This is a genomic window from Clostridium celatum DSM 1785, assembly GCF_000320405.1.
GTDB classification, from domain to species: Bacteria; Bacillota; Clostridia; order Clostridiales; family Clostridiaceae; genus Clostridium; species Clostridium celatum.
Genome location: NZ_KB291645.1, coordinates 76629 through 94166, shown reverse-complemented (window position 1 = coordinate 94166; position 17538 = coordinate 76629). Strand labels below are relative to the sequence as shown.

Below are 17538 nucleotides of genomic sequence, written 5' to 3'. Positions count from 1 at the left end.
AAAATGGCAATTAGAACTATTAGAACAATGGGAGACGATGTTTTAAGAAAGACATGTAAAGAAGTAACTGAAATAACTAAAAGAGAGTTAACTCTTATTAAGGATATGGCAGAAACAATGTATGAAGCAGATGGTGTTGGATTAGCGGCTCCTCAAGTTGGTATACTAAAGAGAATCTTTGTTATAGATATAAGAGATGAAAATGGATTAATGGTATTTATAAATCCTGAAATATTAGAAACTAGTGGTAGTCAAACTGATGATGAAGGTTGTTTAAGTATTCCAGGAAAAACTTGTCCAATTGAAAGACCTAATTATGTGAAAGTTAGAGCTTTTAATGAAAAAGGACAACAATTTATACTTGAAGCAGAAGAATTGTTAGCAAGAGCAGTGCTTCATGAAAATGATCACTTAAATGGAGTACTATACGTAGATCACGCAAAATAGGAGGATGAAATATGAAAATAGTATTTATGGGAACTCCAGATTTTGCTGTTCCTTCATTAGAAGCTTTAATAGAAAAGTATGGTGTAGAAGCTGTTTTTACGCAACCGGACAGACCTAAAGGAAGAGGGAAAAAATTAGCTTTTTCACCTGTGAAGGAAGTTGCTGTACGTCATAATATAAAGGTTCTTCAGCCAGAAAAATTAAAGGATGATAGAGAAGCGGTAGAATATTTAAAAGATTTAAGACCAGATTTTATAATAGTTGTAGCTTTTGGTCAAATATTAACTAAAGAAGTATTAGATATTCCAAAGTATGGATGTATAAACTTACATGCATCTTTACTTCCAATGTATAGAGGAGCAGCTCCACTTAATTGGGTTGTAATTAATGGTGAGAAAAAATCAGGAAATACAACAATGCTTATGGATGTTGGATTAGATACTGGAGATATGCTTTTAAAGGATGAAGTAGAAATAAGTGATGATATGACAGCAGGGGAACTTCATGACACTCTAATGGCAAGTGGTGGAGAACTTTTAATAAAGACAATTGAAGGGTTAGTTCAAGGAACTATAACACCTATAAAGCAAGAAGGTGAAACTTGTTATGCTAAAATGCTTTCTAAAGATACAGGAAAAATAGAGTGGAGCAAAGCAGCTAAAGATATTCACAACTTAATAAGAGGTCTTAATCCGTGGCCAATAGCACATACTACGTATAAAGGACAAAATATGAAAATATACGCTTCAAGCGTTTTAGAGGAAAATAGCAACAAAGAAGCAGGTACTATCATTGGAGTTAATAAAGATGGTATTAAGGTAAGTTGTGGGGAAGACGTATTATTAATTAAAAAGGTACAATTTCCAAATGGTAAACCACTTACTATAGAACAATATATTAATGGGAATGAAATAGAGGTTGGGTGTAAATTACTATAAGGTGAAAGGGGATATTTTATGTTTTATCCAGGATTTTATTTTGATAGAACGATGCTTTTGTTAATTCCTGCAATTATTATAGGAATTTGGGCACAAAGCAAAGTAAGTAGCACTTATAGAAAATACAAAAATGTTAGAACTATAAATGGATATAATGGTGCAGATATTGCAAGAATGATATTAGATGGAGCTGGTCTTTATAATGTACCAGTACTAGAAACAAGAGGAGAACTTACAGATCATTATGATCCAAGAAGTAAGGTTATTAGATTATCTAGCGATATATATCATGGAACTTCTATTGCAGCCGCAGGAGTGGCAGCACACGAATGTGGGCATGCAATACAGCACGCACAAAGTTATAAGCCATTAGTCCTGAGAACATCAATAGCCACAGCTGTAAATTTTACTAGCCAAATGTCTATTATATTATTTATGATAGGATTATTTTTGGGATTTAGTGGGTTAACCACAATAGGAATAATATTTTTTAGTTTTGCAGTTTTTTATCAGTTAATTACATTACCAGTAGAATTTAATGCATCTAATAGAGCATTAAAGATATTAGAAAGTAGAAGTATTTTATATGGTGATGAAGTTAAAGGGGCTAAAAATGTTTTAAACGCAGCAGCAATGACTTATGTAGCTGCAGCACTTATGTCAATTTCTCAATTGATAAGATTAATTGCTATAAGCAATAGAAATAACGATTAAGAGGTAGAGTATGAACAGTAGAGAAGTAGCACTAAATATAATAAACAGAGTTTTAGAAGAAGGAGCATATTCAAATTTAGTTCTTTCTAAGGAGTTAAATGATTCAGATTTAAATGAAAAAGATAGAGCATTAGTAACTGAATTAGTTTATGGAACTATAAGAAGAAAGAAAACATTAGATATTATAATTTCTAATTATGTAAAAGATATATCTTTAATGGAAGATGGAGTTTTAAACATATTAAGAATGGCAATATATCAAATGCATTTCTTAGATAAGGTACCAGATTTTGCAGCGTGTAATGAAGCTGTTGAATTATCTAAAAATATATCACTTCAAAGTTCAAAATTAGTAAATGGTATATTAAGAAGTTATACAAAGAATCCAGATGATATAGAAGTAAGCGATAGTCCTATAGATAAATTAGTTTACACTTATTCTTATGAGCCTTGGTTCATTAGAATGATTTACAAACAATATGGAGAAGAAAATGGAAGAAAGATATTAGCAGGCTTAAATGCAACTCCAAAGGTTACAGTAAGAGTAAATACTAATAAAGCTGATTTTGATGAAGTATATGAAAAATTAGAAGAAATGGGTTATGATGTTGAAGAAGGATATGCTTGTCCTGAAGCTATAATCATAAAAGGTGGTAGCTCAATAGAAAATAACGAGTTATTTAGAGAAGGTTACATTACAGTGCAAGATGAAAGTGCTATGCTTGTTGCACCACTTTTAGACATTAATGAAGGTGATGTAGTATTAGATCTTTGCTCTGCGCCAGGAGGAAAAACAACTCATGCAGCAGAACTTTTAGAAGGTACAGGAAAGGTTTATGCTTTTGATTTACATGAAAATAAATTATCTTTAATTACTGAAAATGTAGAAAGATTAGGATTAAACAATGTAGAAGTAGATGCAATGGATGCAACAAAACTTAACTCTAAATATGTGTCAATGGCAGATAAGGTTTTAATAGATGTACCTTGTTCAGGTCTTGGGATAATTAGAAAGAAGCCAGAAATAAAATGGAATAAATCAAGAAAATCACTTAAAGATTTAGTACCAACTCAAAGAGAAATAATGGAAAATGCATGGCAATATTTAAAGCAAGGTGGAACAATGATTTATTCAACTTGTACTTTAAATAATGAAGAAAATGGAGAAAATGTTGAGTGGTTCTTAAATAAACATAAAGATGCAGTTATAGAAAAGATATTCTTAGGAAATATGGATAATTTCATATATGAAAAGAATGGTGCATTAACAATATTACCAAACGAATATATGGATGGATTCTATATTGCAAAGATATCTAAAAAGTAGTAGGTGGATAAATGTATAATATTTTTGATTTTACATTAGAAGAATTACAAAATTGGATGAAAGAAAATGGTGAAAGTGCTTTTAGAGCAAAGCAAGTAATCTCATGGATATATAAAGGCGTTAAAGAATTTGATGAAATGAAAAATATACCAGTAGCTTTAAGAGAGAAATTAAAAGAAAACTTTTTAATTTCATTACCAACTATAGTTGAAGTATATGAATCAAAGGTTGATGATACTAAAAAGATGTTATTATCACTTAAAGATAATAATTTAATTGAATGTGTAATTATGAAATATAAGCATGGAAATTCTATTTGTGTATCTACTCAAGTTGGTTGTAGAATGGGGTGCAAATTTTGCGCCTCTACACTTGGGGGAAGGATAAGAGATTTAAGTGCAGGAGAAATTTTATCTCAAGTAATGGTCGCTCAGAATTATATAGGAGAGAGAATTTCTAATATTGTTTTAATGGGAAGTGGTGAACCACTAGATAACTTTGAAAATGTTACTAAATTTTTAAAACTTGTTAATGCAGAATATGGATTAAATATTGGTCAAAGACATATTACATTATCAACTTGTGGAATAGTACCTAAAATTAAAGAATTGGCAGACTTGGATTTAAGTATTACGCTTGCTATTTCATTACATGCATTTAGTGATGAAAAGAGAAAGGTAATAATGCCTATAGCAAATAAGTATTCTATATCAGAAATATTAGATGCTTGTAAGTACTATATGGATAAAACGGGGCGTAGAATTACATATGAATACTCTTTAGTTTCAGGAGTAAATGATTCTAGAGAAGATGCAAAATCACTTGCAACGTTACTTAAGAGTATGAATTGTCATGTTAACTTAATTCCAGTTAATGAAATAAAGGAAAATACATTAAAAAGACCATCAAGAAAAACAGTTGAAGATTTTGAAAATATATTAAAGTCATATGGAATAGAAGTTACTATTAGAAGAGAAATGGGTACAGATATAAATGCGGCTTGTGGTCAATTAAGAAGAAGTTATTTAGAAACACAAAAATAAAAGGGGCGAAGAATTTATGGTGGGTTTAAAAAGTGATGTAGGAATTAGAAGAAAGTTAAATGAAGATTATGCAGATTGTATAGAGAATGATGAGTATAAGCTCTATATTGTTGCAGATGGGATGGGGGGCCATAATGCTGGTGAAGTTGCTAGTAAAATGGCTGTTGATGAAATAAGGGAATATATAAAAAATAACTTTAGCCATGGTAATGAAGCTAAAGTGTTAGAAGATGCTGTAAAGTATACTAATACTAAAGTAAATGAATATTCTATAAGTAGAAACAATTTAAAAGGTATGGGAACAACTTTAGTTGTAGCATTGGTAAGTAAAGAATCTATAAATATTGCTAATATTGGAGATAGCGGATGTTTTGGAATAACTAAAAATAAAATTGTTAAAATAACAAAAGATCACTCTCTTGTACAAGAATTAATAGATTCAGGAAGTATTACCGAAGAAGAGGGAAGAAATCATCCACAAAAAAATGTTATTACTAGAGCCTTAGGTACTGAAAGTAATGTAAAAGTTGATATTTTTAGTTTGAAAAAAGGTATTTACGATAAATTTTTGCTATGTACAGATGGATTAACTAATGAGTTAACAAATGAAGAAATTTTAAAGATAGTAAATAAATCGGAAAATTATATAGATGTATGTGACGAATTGATTTTATTAGCTAAGAAAAATGGAGGCAGAGATAATATTACAGTGGTTTTATTTGGAGGAGAGGTGTAGTGATGATTGGTGAGGTGCTAGGAGAAAGATATGAGCTCCTTGAAAAGATAGGAGAAGGTGGAATGGCAATAGTGTATAAAGCTAGAGATAGAAAGCTAGATAGACTAGTTGCCGTTAAAATCCTAAAAAAAGAATTTGCCAATAATAAAGATGTAGCAGAAAAATTCAAAAAAGAAGCAACTGCCGTAGCCAATTTTTCTAATTCCAATATAGTTAATGTTTTAGATGTAGGACATGAAGAAGACGGTAACGTAGATTATTTTGTTATGGAATATATAAATGGAAAAACATTAAAAGAGTTTATAAAGTATAACGGAAAATTGACTTATACTACTGCTATAAATATAGCTATTAAAATAGCAAAAGCTCTAGAGTGTGCTCATGGAAATAATATTATTCATAGAGATGTTAAACCTCAAAATATTCTTGTTACAGAAAGCGGAGAGGTAAAGGTTACTGATTTCGGAATAGCAAAAAGTTCTACATCTTCTACAATAACAAATACAACTACAATAATGGGATCAGCTCATTATTTATCACCAGAACAAGCTAAGGGAAGTTTTATTGATTTTAGGTCAGATATATATTCTCTAGGAATTGTATTATATGAAATGGTAACAGGAAAACTTCCCTTTGATGGAGAATCACCAGTTACTGTTGCCTTAAAGCATATACAAGAAGAACCAATAGAACCTAAAGCAATTAATGCTTCTATTCCAAATAGTTTAAATGCGTTAATAATGAAATGTATTAATAAAGAACCTATAAATAGATATGAGAGCTGTAGAGAGCTTATAAAAGATTTACAAACTATAAAGGACAATCCAGATGTTAATCTAAACACAGCAATAGATGATGGTAGAACTATTATAATGGAGCCTATAAAGGTAGATAACAAACAGAATATATCTAAGCCAAATATTTATACTAAAGCTGATTTTGAAAAAGATTATAGCGGAGAGAGTGAAGAAGAGTCTGATGATAAAAATGAAAAAAATAGACAAATACCATCTAATAAAAAGATAAGTAAAAAACTTATTATAGGAATTGTTATTACATTGTTATTACTTGTTGGTGGTATAGTTGGAGCTGTTGTGCTTGGTAGTAATAATGCTACTACCGCTGAGATACCTGTACCTAATATTATTGGAATGGATGTAGAGGTAGCTAAAAAGAAGTTAGAAGAACTTGGATTAAAACTTGAAATTGTAGGAACTAGTGAAAGTGATAGACCAGAAAATAGTGTTTTAGAAAGTATCCCAGAAGCAAGTGCTATGGTAGATAAGGGAAGTACTGTTAAAGTTACTATTTCTGGTGGAGAAGAGAAAGTAAAAGTTCCAGATTTAAGAGACTATGAAGTAAATTATATTAAAGAAGTATTAACTAGATTAGGATTAAAGTATGAAATAACTGAAGAATATAGTGATGTAGTAGAACAAGGATATTTAATTAGTCAAAATCCAGAAAAAAATACTGAGGTTGTTAAAGATACGGTTATTAAATTAACAATAAGTAGTGGACCAGAAGTGAAAATAGTTTTAATAGAAAACTATTTAGGAGAAAATATTGAAGAAGCTCAAAGGAAATTAGAAGATCTTGGGTTAGTTGTTCAAGTTGTTGAACAAGAAACTGATAGGGAAAGTGAAAATGGAATAGTTATTCAACAATCACTTCAAAGAGGAAATAAAGTAGGCGTAGGAACACCTATAACTTTAACTTATGGTAAGTATGTAGACCCTACAGTAGATGTTTCTCAATATATATATATAGGGATGAATTTAAGTGATGCTATAGCAGTATTAGATGGAGCTAATATTTCATATACTATTTCAGGTGGTTCACCATCACAAGAAAGTATGAATACTTATACTATAAAAGGTTTTACTGAAAATATTAAAAAAGGTGAACTTGTTAAGCTACAAATAGAAAAAATTCCACAAACTCCATCAGGAGATAATAATAGTAATAATGGAAATGATGCAGAAAGTGGAAATAATGGAAATAGTGGAAATGGTGGAAATAGTGCTGATAATGGTGGAGATAATAACTCTGCAGAAGTACCAAACCCATAATAAATATAAAAAAGGTCACAAGGTGTTGTGACCTTTTTTTATATTAATATTCATTGAAAAAGATTTTATATAATTAATAATTACAAGATTTATATAATAAAATATTGCATTTATTTTAAAAATTTGTTTATTATAGATATGGAGAGTAAAATGTTTGGAGGTACTATGAAAGGTAAAATTATAAAAGGAATTGGAGGTTTTTATTATGTTAAGACCTCTGAAGGGATAATTGAGTGTAAGGCTAGAGGTAAGTTTAGACATAGGGATATGAAACCTATGGTAGGTGATGATGTTGATATCTTAATTGATAAAGGTAAAGGTGTTATTTGTGATATACATGAAAGAGTATCAGAGCTAATAAGACCTACAGTAGCTAATGTAACTCAAGCATTTGTTGTATTTGCTGTTAAAAATCCTGATATAAACTATGATTTATTAAATAGATTTTTAGTTTTATGTGAGAGTAATAATATTAAAGCAATAGTATGTTTAAACAAGGTAGATTTAGTTACAGAAGAGGAAAAGGAAATAGTAAAAAATAAAATTAACTCCATAGGATATGAAGTATTATTTATAAATGCAAAACAAGGTTTAGGAATAGAATCTTTAAAAGAAAGATTAGATTCTAATGTTACAGTGCTTTGTGGACCTTCTGGAGCAGGAAAATCTACATTAATAAATACGTTAACTGAAAAATACCATATGGAAACAGGAGAGGTTTCTGAAAAGATAGGAAGAGGTAGACATACTACAAGACATAGTGAACTTATAGATGTAGTAGATGGGTACATAGTTGATACACCGGGATTTTCAACTCTAGAAGTTAATTTTATAGAAAAAGATGATTTAAAATATTGTTTCCCAGAGTTTGAAGATTATAATCATGAGTGTAAATTTAGAGGGTGTTTACATTATAAAGAACCTAGTTGTGCAGTAAAAGAAGCTGTAGAAGAGGGTAAAATAAATAAATTTAGATATGAATTTTATATAAGAACTTTAGAAGAAATAATGAGTGGGAGGAAGTATTAATGATTAAAATTGCACCGTCAATATTATCAGCAGATTTTTCAAAGTTAGGAGAGGAAGTAGTTAGGCTTCATGAAGCTGGTGCAGATTTCATACATATTGATGTTATGGATGGAAAATTTGTACCGAATATTACATTTGGTATGCCAGTGATAAAAGCTATTAGAAATAAAACAAATAAGGTTTTTGATGTTCATTTAATGATAGATAATCCACAAAGCTATATAGATGAATTTATAGCTGCAGGTGCTGACATAATAACTCTACATTATGAAGCTGAGAAGCATTTAGATAGAGCTATTTCTTATATTAAATCTAAAGGAGTTAAAGCTGCAGTTGCTTTAAATCCAGCTACACCTACTTTTGTTTTAAAGGATACTATAGGTAATTTAGATATGGTTTTAATAATGTCTGTTAATCCTGGGTTTGGAGGACAAAAGTTTATACCATACTCAATAAACAAAATAAAAGAAGTTAAAGAAATGGCGATTGCTGCTAATAATAGTGATATATTAATACAAGTTGATGGTGGAATTGATAAGAATAATGTACAAAGTGTAATTGATGCTGGAGCTAATGTTATTGTTGCAGGATCGGCTGTTTTTGGTGATGGTAATATAGAGGCTAATATTAAGGCTTTAAGAGGGCAATAATGAAGTGTCTAATTGTAAGTGCTGGTTCTGAACCGTCTTTAGAGAGTTTAAGGAAATATGCTAGTGAAAGCGATTTTGTAATTGGTGTTGATAAAGGATGTAATTATCTATATAGTGCAGGGATAATACCTGAGTATATAGTTGGAGATTTTGATTCATCTAATAAAGAAATAATTAATATACTAGAAGAAAAGGGATCGAAAAAATATAAGTTTAATTGTGAAAAAGATTCTACTGATTCTGAAATAGCTTTTGATTTAGCTATAAGTCTTGGTGTTTGTGAGATATTTTTTTTAGGAGCAACTGGTGGTAGATTTGATCATTCATTAGGAAATATAGGACTATTGCTAAGAGCTTTAAAAAAAGATGTAAAAGCAAATATTATTGATGATAGAAATAAGATTTCGATAGTTGATAAAAGTTGTATTATTTCCGAAGAAGATGAATATAAGTATATTTCATTTTTAGCATATGAAAATGTTATTAGTAAATTTAATATAAAGGGTGCTAAATATGAATTAGAAAATTATGACCTAAAAATAGGCGATAGTAGAACAATTTCTAATGAGTTTATTAAGGGGATGGATATAAGTATAAGTTTTTCAACTGGAAAACTTTTAGTAATTTATTCAAAAGATTAAAAAATAATAAAAAATTTAAAAAAGTAATCACCACTTAGAGAGTTACTGCATATTATGAGTAGTAAGGAGTGGTGATTTTTTATATCTAAAAATTGCTAATAAATAAATTTTAGATTTAGTAAATTTAACTACTGATTTAAAGTTTATATTTAAATTATTAGCAGTACACTTTGATTTTTTGTAAAGATAGGGGGAGAGTATATGAAGATAATTGCTATTAAGATGCCTAAATTTATATCCTGTATTATAAAATTTTTCACTAGAAAAAAATAAGTACATATGACGAGGAAGATAAGTTGTTAGGAATAGGATTCCTTAAAGAAAGAATAACTTCAAGTATGTATTTTAAGTTAAAAATTTTTGTAAAATAAAAAATGCAATTGTTTTAACAATTGCATTTTTTATTTGAACTATATTGCTCTTTCAACCTTACCAGATCTAAGGCATCTTGTACATACATGAACAGTCTTTGGTGTTCCGTTAACTAAAGCCTTTACTCTCTTTATGTTAGGAGCCCAAGTTCTCTTAGATTGACGATGTGAGTGTGAGTATTGAGTTCCAGATACAACACCTTTGTTACAAACTTCGCATCTTCTTGCCACTTGAAAACACCTCCTTATGTTATGAAGATAATTTCTCTTCAATAGGACAAAACAAATTTTATCATAGTTTATATACTTAATGCAAGTGAAAAAATAAAAAAAAATAAAAAAATAATAGGAATTTGACTAAAGAACTGGTAAGTGACATAAATTTACTTGAATTAATATAGCAACTAATATACAATATTTTATATGAAAAAATTAATAAAGGAGGATTTTGTATGGTAGGATATTCAAATGATCTTGGAAATATACACTACTCTGAAGAGGTTCTTGCAAAAATAGTAGGTTTATCTACTATGGAATGCTACGGTGTTGTAGGGATGGTTTCTAAAAATGCCACAGAAGGCTTTTGGGAGTTAATGAGAATAGAAAATTTAGCTAAGGGTGTAAATTTAAAATTTAATGATGAAGATAAACTAGTAATAGAATTATTTATTATGGTTGAATACGGAACAAAAATTTCTGTAATTGCTAATAATATAATTCAAAAGGTACGTTATAGCGTTGAAAATTATACTGGATTAAAGGTTGCATCAGTTACAGTAAATGTTCAAGCGGTTAGAGTCTAGGAGGAAATAGGATGAAATATGATAGAATAAATGGCCATGATTTTTACAACATGGTTGTTAATGCTAGTAATAGGCTTTTAGAAGAAAGTGATTTTGTCAACGCGTTAAATGTCTTTCCTGTACCAGATGGTGATACAGGAACTAATATGTCTATGACATTTAAAGCGGCAGTAAAGGAAATTGAAAACTTAAATTCAGAGTCTATTGGAGAAACTTCAAAGAAGTTAGCTAAAGGTGCTCTTATGGGAGCAAGAGGTAATTCAGGAGTTATACTTTCACAAATACTTAGAGGAATCTCAAAAGGTTTAGATGGAAAAGATAGTGTAGACTCTAAGGAATTAGCTAATGCTTTTGTTGAAGGAAGCAATGCAGCTTATAAGGCAGTTATGAGACCAACAGAAGGTACTATTTTATCAGTTATTAGAGCCGCATCAGAAGGTGCAATGAAATCTGATAAAACTGATATAGTAGAATTACTTTCAGAAATCGTAGTTGAAGCAAAAATAATGTTAGATAAAACACCAGAGCTTTTACCAGCGCTAAAAAAAGCGAAAGTTGTAGATTCAGGTGGTATGGGATTATATATAATAATTCAAGGTATGTATGATGCTTTAAAAGATGGAATTAAGGCTGAGATAAAAGATATAGCTTCAAGTACATCTACAAAAACTGGAGCAGCATCAACTGAAGAAATTGACATTAAATTTGGATACTGTACAGAATTTATAATATTAGGGGATGCAGCAAAAGCTAAAGCGTTCCAAGATGAAATAGAGCCGCTAGGAGATTCTATGATAGTTGTAGGATATGATGATGTTATAAAAGTGCATATCCATACAAATGATCCAGGTTTAGTTTTATCAAAGGCTGTTGCAGTAGGTGAATTATCAAAGATAAAGATAGATAATATGAGAGAAGAGCATAGAGAGCTTCTAACTAGAGAAGAAGCTTTAGCTGCAGATAAGGCTGAAGAAGTAGAGACTGAAAAGAAAAAGTTTGCATTTATATCAGTAGCTATGGGAGACGGCATAACAACTGTTCTTAAAGATTTAGGTATAGATTATGTAATTGAAGGTGGTCAAACAATGAATCCTTCAACTCAAGATATGATGGAATGTATATCAAAATTAAATGCAGATCACATATTCATTTTACCTAACAATAAAAATATAATTATGGCAGCAACTCAAGCAGCTGAAATATCAGATAAAGATGTAAGAGTTATACCAACTAAGAGTATTCCACAAGCAATTACTTGTATAACTATGTTCAATCAAGAAAATTCTGTTGATGAAAATGAAGCGGCATTAATGGAAGCATTAGAACTTGTTAAGACAGGCTCTGTAACTTATGCTGTAAGAGACACAGAAATGGACGGAATAGAAATAAAAGAAGGTAATATGCTTGGACTAGTTGAAGGTAAAATTAATAAAGTCGGAGAAGATTACTTTGAAGTAGCTAAGGAAGTATTAGAATCTATGATTGATGAAGATAGTGAACTTATAACTATTTTCTATGGAAAAGATGTTGATGAAAGCAAAGTAGAAGATTTTATTGCTGAATTAGAAGAAAAGTATGAAGACTTTGATGTTCAATGCTATAAGGGAAATCAACCATTATATTATTTCATAATGGCTGTAGAATAGAAAAAATAAAGTGTAAGAGACTATTACTGTTTCTTGCACTTTATTTTTTTATGTTAATAATATAAAATTAATTATATTAATTTTAAAAGATATAGTTTAATAATTGGTAGTTATTATATAAAAATAAAAGTAAATAACGTAAGAGGAGGGGTGTATAATGGATATATCAAAGGATGTAAGCTCTTTGAAAGGTGTTGGACCTAAGCTTTTAGAAAAGTTAAATAAGTGTGGGATTTTTACAATTTTAGATTTGATGCTATATTTTCCACGAGATTATGAATTTTTAAGAAGTAATATACCTTTTGAAGAAGTTGATGAAGAAGAAAAGCAAGTTTTAACATGTAAATGCATTGGATATGATAAAGATGTAAGAACTAAAAATGGTAAGATTTTAACTACTATTAGATTTAATTATTTAGGAAATTTAGTTTTGTGTAAGTGGTTTAATCAAAGCTTTATAAAGCATAGCTTTAAAATAGGTGAAAGTTATGATCTATTAGGAAAGTTTAAGAGAATAGGAAGTAGGCTTGAAGCGGTTAACCCAATTATAGGGGTAAAGGCGGCTAAGGAAAATGAAATAATTCCCAAATACAGTCTTAAGGGAGAATTAAGTGATAAAATTTTAGTTAAGTTAATAGGAAAGTGTTTAGAGGAAATTACAATTACAGATAATTTACCTGAGTATTTAATAGATAAATATAAAATGATTAATTTAGATGAAGCTATAAGAAATATACATTTTCCAAAGGGAAAAAAGGAATTAGAACAAGCTATAACTAGATTGAAATTTCAAGAACTGTTTACTTATTCTATGAAACTTTTAATACTAAAAAGAAAGCTTAAGAGTAAAAATGGTATAGAATTTAAACTTGTAGATGAACTTAAAGATTTAAAAGCAGCTCTTCCTTATAGTTTAACTGGAGCACAAACAAGAGTTGTGAGAGAAATACTTAGAGATCAAAAAAGCCCATGGCCAATGAATAGATTGGTTCAAGGTGATGTTGGAAGTGGAAAAACTGTAGTAGCTCTTATAGCTATGTTTAATGTTGTAAAGAATGGATATCAAGCTACTTTGATGGTTCCAACAGAAATATTAGCAAATCAACATTATTTAGAAGCAAAGAAGCTATTAGAGCCATTTAATATACATGTAGAATTATTAACTGGAAGTACTTCAGTGAAGGAAAAGAGAAGAATAAAAGAACTTATTACAACTGACGAACCTCTTATAGTAATAGGTACACATGCGCTTATTCAAGAGGATGTAGCATTTAGTAATTTAGGTCTTGTTATAACAGATGAACAGCATAGATTTGGTGTGGAGCAAAGAAGTAGGTTAATAAATAAAGGAAGAAGACCGGATGTTCTTGTTATGACAGCAACACCAATACCAAGAACATTAGCTCTATATGTTTACTCAGATTTAGATATTTCTGCAATTGATGAACTTCCACCAGGAAGAAAACCAGTAGATACAAGATATTTCAATGATGCAGAAAGAAATGATGCTTATTCTTTGGCTGTAGATGAAATAAGGAAGGGAAGACAGGTTTATATTGTTTGTCCTTTAATTGAAGAAAATGAAGATATGAAATTAAACTCGGTAGAAAAGTTATATGATGAACTAAGTGATGGATATTTTAGAAATATAAAGATGGAAATACTTCATGGAAAGATGAAACCTAAAGAGAAGGATGAAATAATAGGAAGATTTAAAGCAAATGAAACAAAAGCAATAATATCAACAACGGTAATTGAAGTTGGAGTTAATGTACCTAATGCATCAGTTATGATTATTGAGAATGCAGAGAGATTTGGATTAGCTCAATTACATCAACTAAGAGGAAGAGTTGGAAGAGGGCAATATGAATCTTATTGTATATTAATAGCAAAGGCTAAAACTGAAAATACTAAGAGAAGAATGGAAATAATGACTGAATCAACTGATGGCTTTTATATATCAGAACAAGATTTAAAGCTTAGAGGTTCAGGTGAGATGTTTGGAAGGAAACAAAGTGGAGAAGAAGGATTTATTTTAGCTAACTTATATGATGATATTAATATATTAAGATGTGCAAGAGAAGAATGTAAAATTCTTTTGAATTCTGACGAGGAAAGTAAAGTTAAATTCTGTAGAGAAGTTAGTAATTCACTTGAAAGATGGAGCAAATATATCTGTTTTAATTAATCGATATATAATTTGGAGTTTAGATATTAATCAGAATGGGAATTTAATAAAAAAATTGTTAATAGATAAATTATATGATAAAATTAGAATGTTAAAGATTAAGGAGGAAAACAAATGAGAATTATAGCAGGAAGAGCAAGAGGACGTAAATTGATACCTCCAGCAACAATGGAAACTAGACCAACTTTAGATAGAGTTAAAGAAGCTATGTTTAGTACAATTCAAAACTATTTATTAGATGCAGTTGTTATTGATGTATTTGCAGGGACTGGTAGTTTAGGATTAGAGGCAGCAAGTAGAGGTTCTAAAGAGGTTTATTTAGTAGATAAGAGTAATACTACTTTTCCGCTTTTAAAGAAGAATGTAGATGACTTAAAGTTTAATGATTGTTGTTATCCACTTAATATGGATTCTTATGAAGCTTTAAGAAGTTTAGCTAACAAAGGAAAAGTATTTGACGTAATTTTTATAGATCCGCCATATTGTAAGGAAATGATTCCAGAAGCTATGAAAATAATAAAAGAAAATAATATGTTAAAAGAAGATGGAATAATTGTTACAAAGATAGATTCTATAGAAGAGATATATGAAGGGTATGAAGATATACAATTAAATAAAAGTAAGAGATACGGTAACACTACTGTATGTTATTATAAGTTTATTACGGAATAACTAAGGGAGAATAGTATGAGAGTTGCAATTTATCCAGGAAGTTTTGATCCTATAACAAATGGGCACTTAGATATAATTACAAGAGGATCTAAAATATTTGATAAGCTAATAGTAGGGGTATTAGTCAATGTTGATAAGGTTGGGTTATTTGAAATTGAAGAAAGGGTAGAGCTTATTAAAAGAGTAACTTCACATTTACATAATGTTGAGGTTATTAGTTTTAAGGGACTGCTTGTTGATTTAGCTAAAGAGTATGATGCAAGAGTAATATTAAAAGGTTTAAGAGCTGTATCGGATTTTGAATATGAATTTCAAATGGCGCTTATGAACTCACAATTAGATTCAAATATTGAGACATTATTTATGACTACATCAGCTGCAAATTCTTTTTTAAGTTCATCATCAGTAAAGCAAGTAGCAAAGTTTGGTGGAGACATTAACAATTTAGTTCCAGCTGAGATTAAAGAGGACATCATAAGAAAAATTAATAAATAGAATTAAAAAAATAGGGGAAGGGCGTTTTATTTTGGAAAAATTAGAGCAAAGTGTTATTGAATTATTAGAATATTTACAGGATATGGTTGAAAATTCACCAAAAGTTCCTATAACAGGTAAAGCTATAATTGACACTAAAGAATTTGATGAAGTTATTGATCAAATAACTAATTATTTACCGGATCAATTAAAAAAAGCTCAATGGGTTGTTAGTGAAAAGGAAAGAATTTTAGAAGAAGCAAAAAAAGAATATGATATGGCTCAAAAGGAAACTTTTGAAATGATGAAACAAAGTTTAGAAAATCATGATATAGTGAGAGAAGCCAAAATTAGAGCACAAGAGATAATAGCCCAAGCACAAAGGGATGCAAAGGCTATTAGAATTGGATCAAGAGATTACTCTAATGATATTCTTATGCAACTTGATATAGAAATAGAGAAAAATAAGGCTGAGCTTATAAAATCAATGCAAGCATCTTTTGAAAAAGTAGCTAAAGATATAGATGAAAATTTATCTAAAACTGGTAGTAGAATTAAAGAAAACATTGCCGAATTAAAAACTATGTAGTTTTTTTATGCAAGATATTATAAGTGGAAATAATATAGGTATAAGTAAAATTAAATATATTGCTAAGTAAATGCTAAAACTAAAAGTATTATTATTTGGCAAAGTAGATACAGGTGAAGTAATACTTAAAATGTTACTTATAATAAATGTAATAATAAAGCTTATTATTCCTTGTATGAATTTCCAAAATGTATATTTAGCAATTGAAACATTATATTCGGATATAAATGAGCTAATTTGTGCAATTACTGAAAGACCAGAAAAAGAACAAATGAAGCTAATTATACTTAATTTAAAAGGTAATGAAAGAGGGAGTGTAGTTATTAATTTACAACCATTTGTAAATTCCACACTACCGACAAATAATCCGTAAAGTGAATATTTAGGAATATTAAAAAAAGTTTCAATATTATTAAAAATAATGCTTATATAAGCATTATTTTTTATTATGCTTATAATTATTGAAAATATAACAACAAAAGCTCCGATTTGCAAAGTTGTATTTATTCCTTTTTCTAATGCATTTTTTAGAGCAATACCAAAATTTGCAGTTTTATTATCAGAAATTAAAGGTTTCTCATTACAATAAGTAGAAGCTTTTTTTAAGGTTAAAATACCTATTATTATAGGTGATAAGTAATTAGAAATAAGTAAAATAAAACCAAGTTTAATATTACCTAGCATAGCAGCTCCAATTGATCCTATTAAAAACATAGGGCTTGCATTTGACGCTATATTTAAGAGTCTCTCGAATTCTTTTCTATCAATATAACCTAGTGAATATAAGTCACAACAATATTTACAACCTAAAGGATAACCACTAAGTACGCTTGCTACTATAGGGAAAGAAGCAGATTTTGAAAGTTTTAGTGGCTTGCAAATAATAGGGCCTAAGATTTTTGAATATAATCCTATACCATCATAAGAAATAAGTAAATTACATATTACAGAAAAGGGAAAGATAGTTGGAACTATAGTTTTTACAACTAGATTTACGCCAACTAAAGCAGCATCCATACAACTTTTGAGGTTAGAAACAAATAAAAAAATAAATAAAGTTATTAAGAAGCACATAAAATAATTTTTGTTACTATTAAATAGTTTAAAAAGTATAATAAGTAATAAAAATATAGAAATTAATAAAAAAATAATACTATACATGGAAAACAGCCTCCTTCCATCTATAGTATTTATATGC

At 29.3% G+C, this 17538-nt stretch carries 18 protein-coding genes; 16 read left to right on the top strand and 2 right to left on the bottom strand.

What is annotated here, in order from left to right; all coding sequences use genetic code 11:
- Positions 1-3: 3 nt before the first annotated feature.
- The 10 genes from def (at position 4) to HMPREF0216_RS08245 (ending at position 9597) form a co-directional block, all read left to right on the top strand.
- Positions 4-447: a peptide deformylase gene (gene def / locus HMPREF0216_RS08290; RefSeq protein ID WP_005213518.1), complete on the top strand. Its 444-nt coding sequence runs from the start codon at positions 4-6 to the stop codon at positions 445-447.
- An 11-nt stretch (positions 448-458) separates the two neighbouring features.
- Positions 459-1385 (top strand): methionyl-tRNA formyltransferase, encoded by a 927-nt coding sequence (gene fmt / locus HMPREF0216_RS08285; protein WP_005213517.1) that lies wholly within the window; start codon positions 459-461, stop codon positions 1383-1385.
- 18 nt (positions 1386-1403) lie between these two features.
- Positions 1404-2099 (top strand): zinc metallopeptidase, encoded by a 696-nt coding sequence (locus tag HMPREF0216_RS08280; RefSeq protein WP_005213516.1) that lies wholly within the window; start codon positions 1404-1406, stop codon positions 2097-2099.
- A gap of 10 nt (positions 2100-2109) precedes the next feature.
- Positions 2110-3426: a 16S rRNA (cytosine(967)-C(5))-methyltransferase RsmB gene (gene rsmB / locus HMPREF0216_RS08275; protein ID WP_005213515.1), complete on the top strand. Its 1317-nt coding sequence runs from the start codon at positions 2110-2112 to the stop codon at positions 3424-3426.
- An 11-nt stretch (positions 3427-3437) separates the two neighbouring features.
- On the top strand, positions 3438-4469 hold the full coding sequence (rlmN, locus tag HMPREF0216_RS08270; protein ID WP_005213512.1) for a dual-specificity RNA methyltransferase RlmN: 1032 nt from the start codon (positions 3438-3440) through the stop codon (positions 4467-4469).
- 16 nt (positions 4470-4485) lie between these two features.
- Positions 4486-5205: a Stp1/IreP family PP2C-type Ser/Thr phosphatase gene (locus HMPREF0216_RS08265; protein WP_005213505.1), complete on the top strand. Its 720-nt coding sequence runs from the start codon at positions 4486-4488 to the stop codon at positions 5203-5205.
- A 2-nt stretch (positions 5206-5207) separates the two neighbouring features.
- Positions 5208-7277: a Stk1 family PASTA domain-containing Ser/Thr kinase gene (gene pknB / locus HMPREF0216_RS08260; protein ID WP_005213504.1), complete on the top strand. Its 2070-nt coding sequence runs from the start codon at positions 5208-5210 to the stop codon at positions 7275-7277.
- A 165-nt stretch (positions 7278-7442) separates the two neighbouring features.
- Complete coding sequence (rsgA, locus tag HMPREF0216_RS08255; RefSeq protein WP_040419499.1) at positions 7443-8306, top strand: ribosome small subunit-dependent GTPase A; 864 nt, start codon at positions 7443-7445, stop codon at positions 8304-8306.
- Positions 8306-8956 carry a ribulose-phosphate 3-epimerase gene (gene rpe, locus HMPREF0216_RS08250; protein WP_005213502.1) on the top strand — a complete coding sequence of 217 codons (651 nt, stop codon included), beginning with the start codon at positions 8306-8308 and terminating at the stop codon, positions 8954-8956. Before rsgA ends, rpe begins: the two co-directional genes overlap by 1 nt.
- Positions 8956-9597 carry a thiamine diphosphokinase gene (locus HMPREF0216_RS08245; RefSeq protein WP_005213499.1) on the top strand — a complete coding sequence of 214 codons (642 nt, stop codon included), beginning with the start codon at positions 8956-8958 and terminating at the stop codon, positions 9595-9597. Before rpe ends, HMPREF0216_RS08245 begins: the two co-directional genes overlap by 1 nt.
- A 410-nt stretch (positions 9598-10007) precedes the next feature.
- Here the strand turns inward: HMPREF0216_RS08245 and rpmB are convergent, their stop codons facing one another.
- Complete coding sequence (rpmB, locus tag HMPREF0216_RS08240; RefSeq protein ID WP_005213497.1) at positions 10008-10199, bottom strand: 50S ribosomal protein L28; 192 nt, start codon at positions 10197-10199, stop codon at positions 10008-10010.
- Between the two features lie 221 nt (positions 10200-10420).
- Here rpmB and HMPREF0216_RS08235 point away from each other — a divergent pair, with 221 nt between their 5' ends.
- The 6 genes from HMPREF0216_RS08235 (at position 10421) to HMPREF0216_RS08210 (ending at position 16340) form a co-directional block, all read left to right on the top strand.
- Positions 10421-10771: an Asp23/Gls24 family envelope stress response protein gene (locus HMPREF0216_RS08235; protein ID WP_005213494.1), complete on the top strand. Its 351-nt coding sequence runs from the start codon at positions 10421-10423 to the stop codon at positions 10769-10771.
- Between the two features lie 11 nt (positions 10772-10782).
- Positions 10783-12417: a DAK2 domain-containing protein gene (locus HMPREF0216_RS08230; RefSeq protein WP_005213493.1), complete on the top strand. Its 1635-nt coding sequence runs from the start codon at positions 10783-10785 to the stop codon at positions 12415-12417.
- Positions 12418-12574: 157 nt separating this feature from the next.
- A complete protein-coding gene (gene recG / locus HMPREF0216_RS08225; protein ID WP_005213492.1) occupies positions 12575-14605 on the top strand; it encodes an ATP-dependent DNA helicase RecG in 2031 nt (676 codons plus the stop codon).
- A gap of 114 nt (positions 14606-14719) precedes the next feature.
- On the top strand, positions 14720-15277 hold the full coding sequence (gene rsmD / locus HMPREF0216_RS08220; protein WP_005213490.1) for a 16S rRNA (guanine(966)-N(2))-methyltransferase RsmD: 558 nt from the start codon (positions 14720-14722) through the stop codon (positions 15275-15277).
- A gap of 15 nt (positions 15278-15292) precedes the next feature.
- Positions 15293-15772 carry a pantetheine-phosphate adenylyltransferase gene (gene coaD / locus HMPREF0216_RS08215; protein WP_005213489.1) on the top strand — a complete coding sequence of 160 codons (480 nt, stop codon included), beginning with the start codon at positions 15293-15295 and terminating at the stop codon, positions 15770-15772.
- 31 nt (positions 15773-15803) lie between these two features.
- Complete coding sequence (locus HMPREF0216_RS08210) at positions 15804-16340, top strand: hypothetical protein (protein WP_005213487.1); 537 nt, start codon at positions 15804-15806, stop codon at positions 16338-16340.
- Here HMPREF0216_RS08210 and ylbJ read toward each other — a convergent pair.
- On the bottom strand, positions 16326-17501 hold the full coding sequence (ylbJ, locus tag HMPREF0216_RS08205) for a sporulation integral membrane protein YlbJ (RefSeq protein ID WP_040419459.1): 1176 nt from the start codon (positions 17499-17501) through the stop codon (positions 16326-16328). The genes HMPREF0216_RS08210 and ylbJ overlap by 15 nt on opposite strands.
- Positions 17502-17538 lie beyond the last annotated feature (37 nt).

Coding starts and splice junctions, on each gene's coding strand:
- HMPREF0216_RS08265 (WP_005213505.1), top strand. CDS start 4,486: ATGGTGGGTTTAAAAAGTGATGTAGGAATTAGAAGAAAGTTAAATGAA.
- fmt (WP_005213517.1), top strand. CDS start 459: ATGAAAATAGTATTTATGGGAACTCCAGATTTTGCTGTTCCTTCATTA.
- rpe (WP_005213502.1), top strand. CDS start 8,306: ATGATTAAAATTGCACCGTCAATATTATCAGCAGATTTTTCAAAGTTA.
- rsmB (WP_005213515.1), top strand. CDS start 2,110: ATGAACAGTAGAGAAGTAGCACTAAATATAATAAACAGAGTTTTAGAA.
- def (WP_005213518.1), top strand. CDS start 4: ATGGCAATTAGAACTATTAGAACAATGGGAGACGATGTTTTAAGAAAG.
- HMPREF0216_RS08280 (WP_005213516.1), top strand. CDS start 1,404: ATGTTTTATCCAGGATTTTATTTTGATAGAACGATGCTTTTGTTAATT.
- recG (WP_005213492.1), top strand. CDS start 12,575: ATGGATATATCAAAGGATGTAAGCTCTTTGAAAGGTGTTGGACCTAAG.
- rsgA (WP_040419499.1), top strand. CDS start 7,443: ATGAAAGGTAAAATTATAAAAGGAATTGGAGGTTTTTATTATGTTAAG.
- rsmD (WP_005213490.1), top strand. CDS start 14,720: ATGAGAATTATAGCAGGAAGAGCAAGAGGACGTAAATTGATACCTCCA.
- HMPREF0216_RS08245 (WP_005213499.1), top strand. CDS start 8,956: ATGAAGTGTCTAATTGTAAGTGCTGGTTCTGAACCGTCTTTAGAGAGT.
- coaD (WP_005213489.1), top strand. CDS start 15,293: ATGAGAGTTGCAATTTATCCAGGAAGTTTTGATCCTATAACAAATGGG.
- HMPREF0216_RS08235 (WP_005213494.1), top strand. CDS start 10,421: ATGGTAGGATATTCAAATGATCTTGGAAATATACACTACTCTGAAGAG.
- ylbJ (WP_040419459.1), bottom strand. CDS start 17,501: ATGTATAGTATTATTTTTTTATTAATTTCTATATTTTTATTACTTATT.
- rlmN (WP_005213512.1), top strand. CDS start 3,438: ATGTATAATATTTTTGATTTTACATTAGAAGAATTACAAAATTGGATG.
- pknB (WP_005213504.1), top strand. CDS start 5,208: ATGATTGGTGAGGTGCTAGGAGAAAGATATGAGCTCCTTGAAAAGATA.
- HMPREF0216_RS08230 (WP_005213493.1), top strand. CDS start 10,783: ATGAAATATGATAGAATAAATGGCCATGATTTTTACAACATGGTTGTT.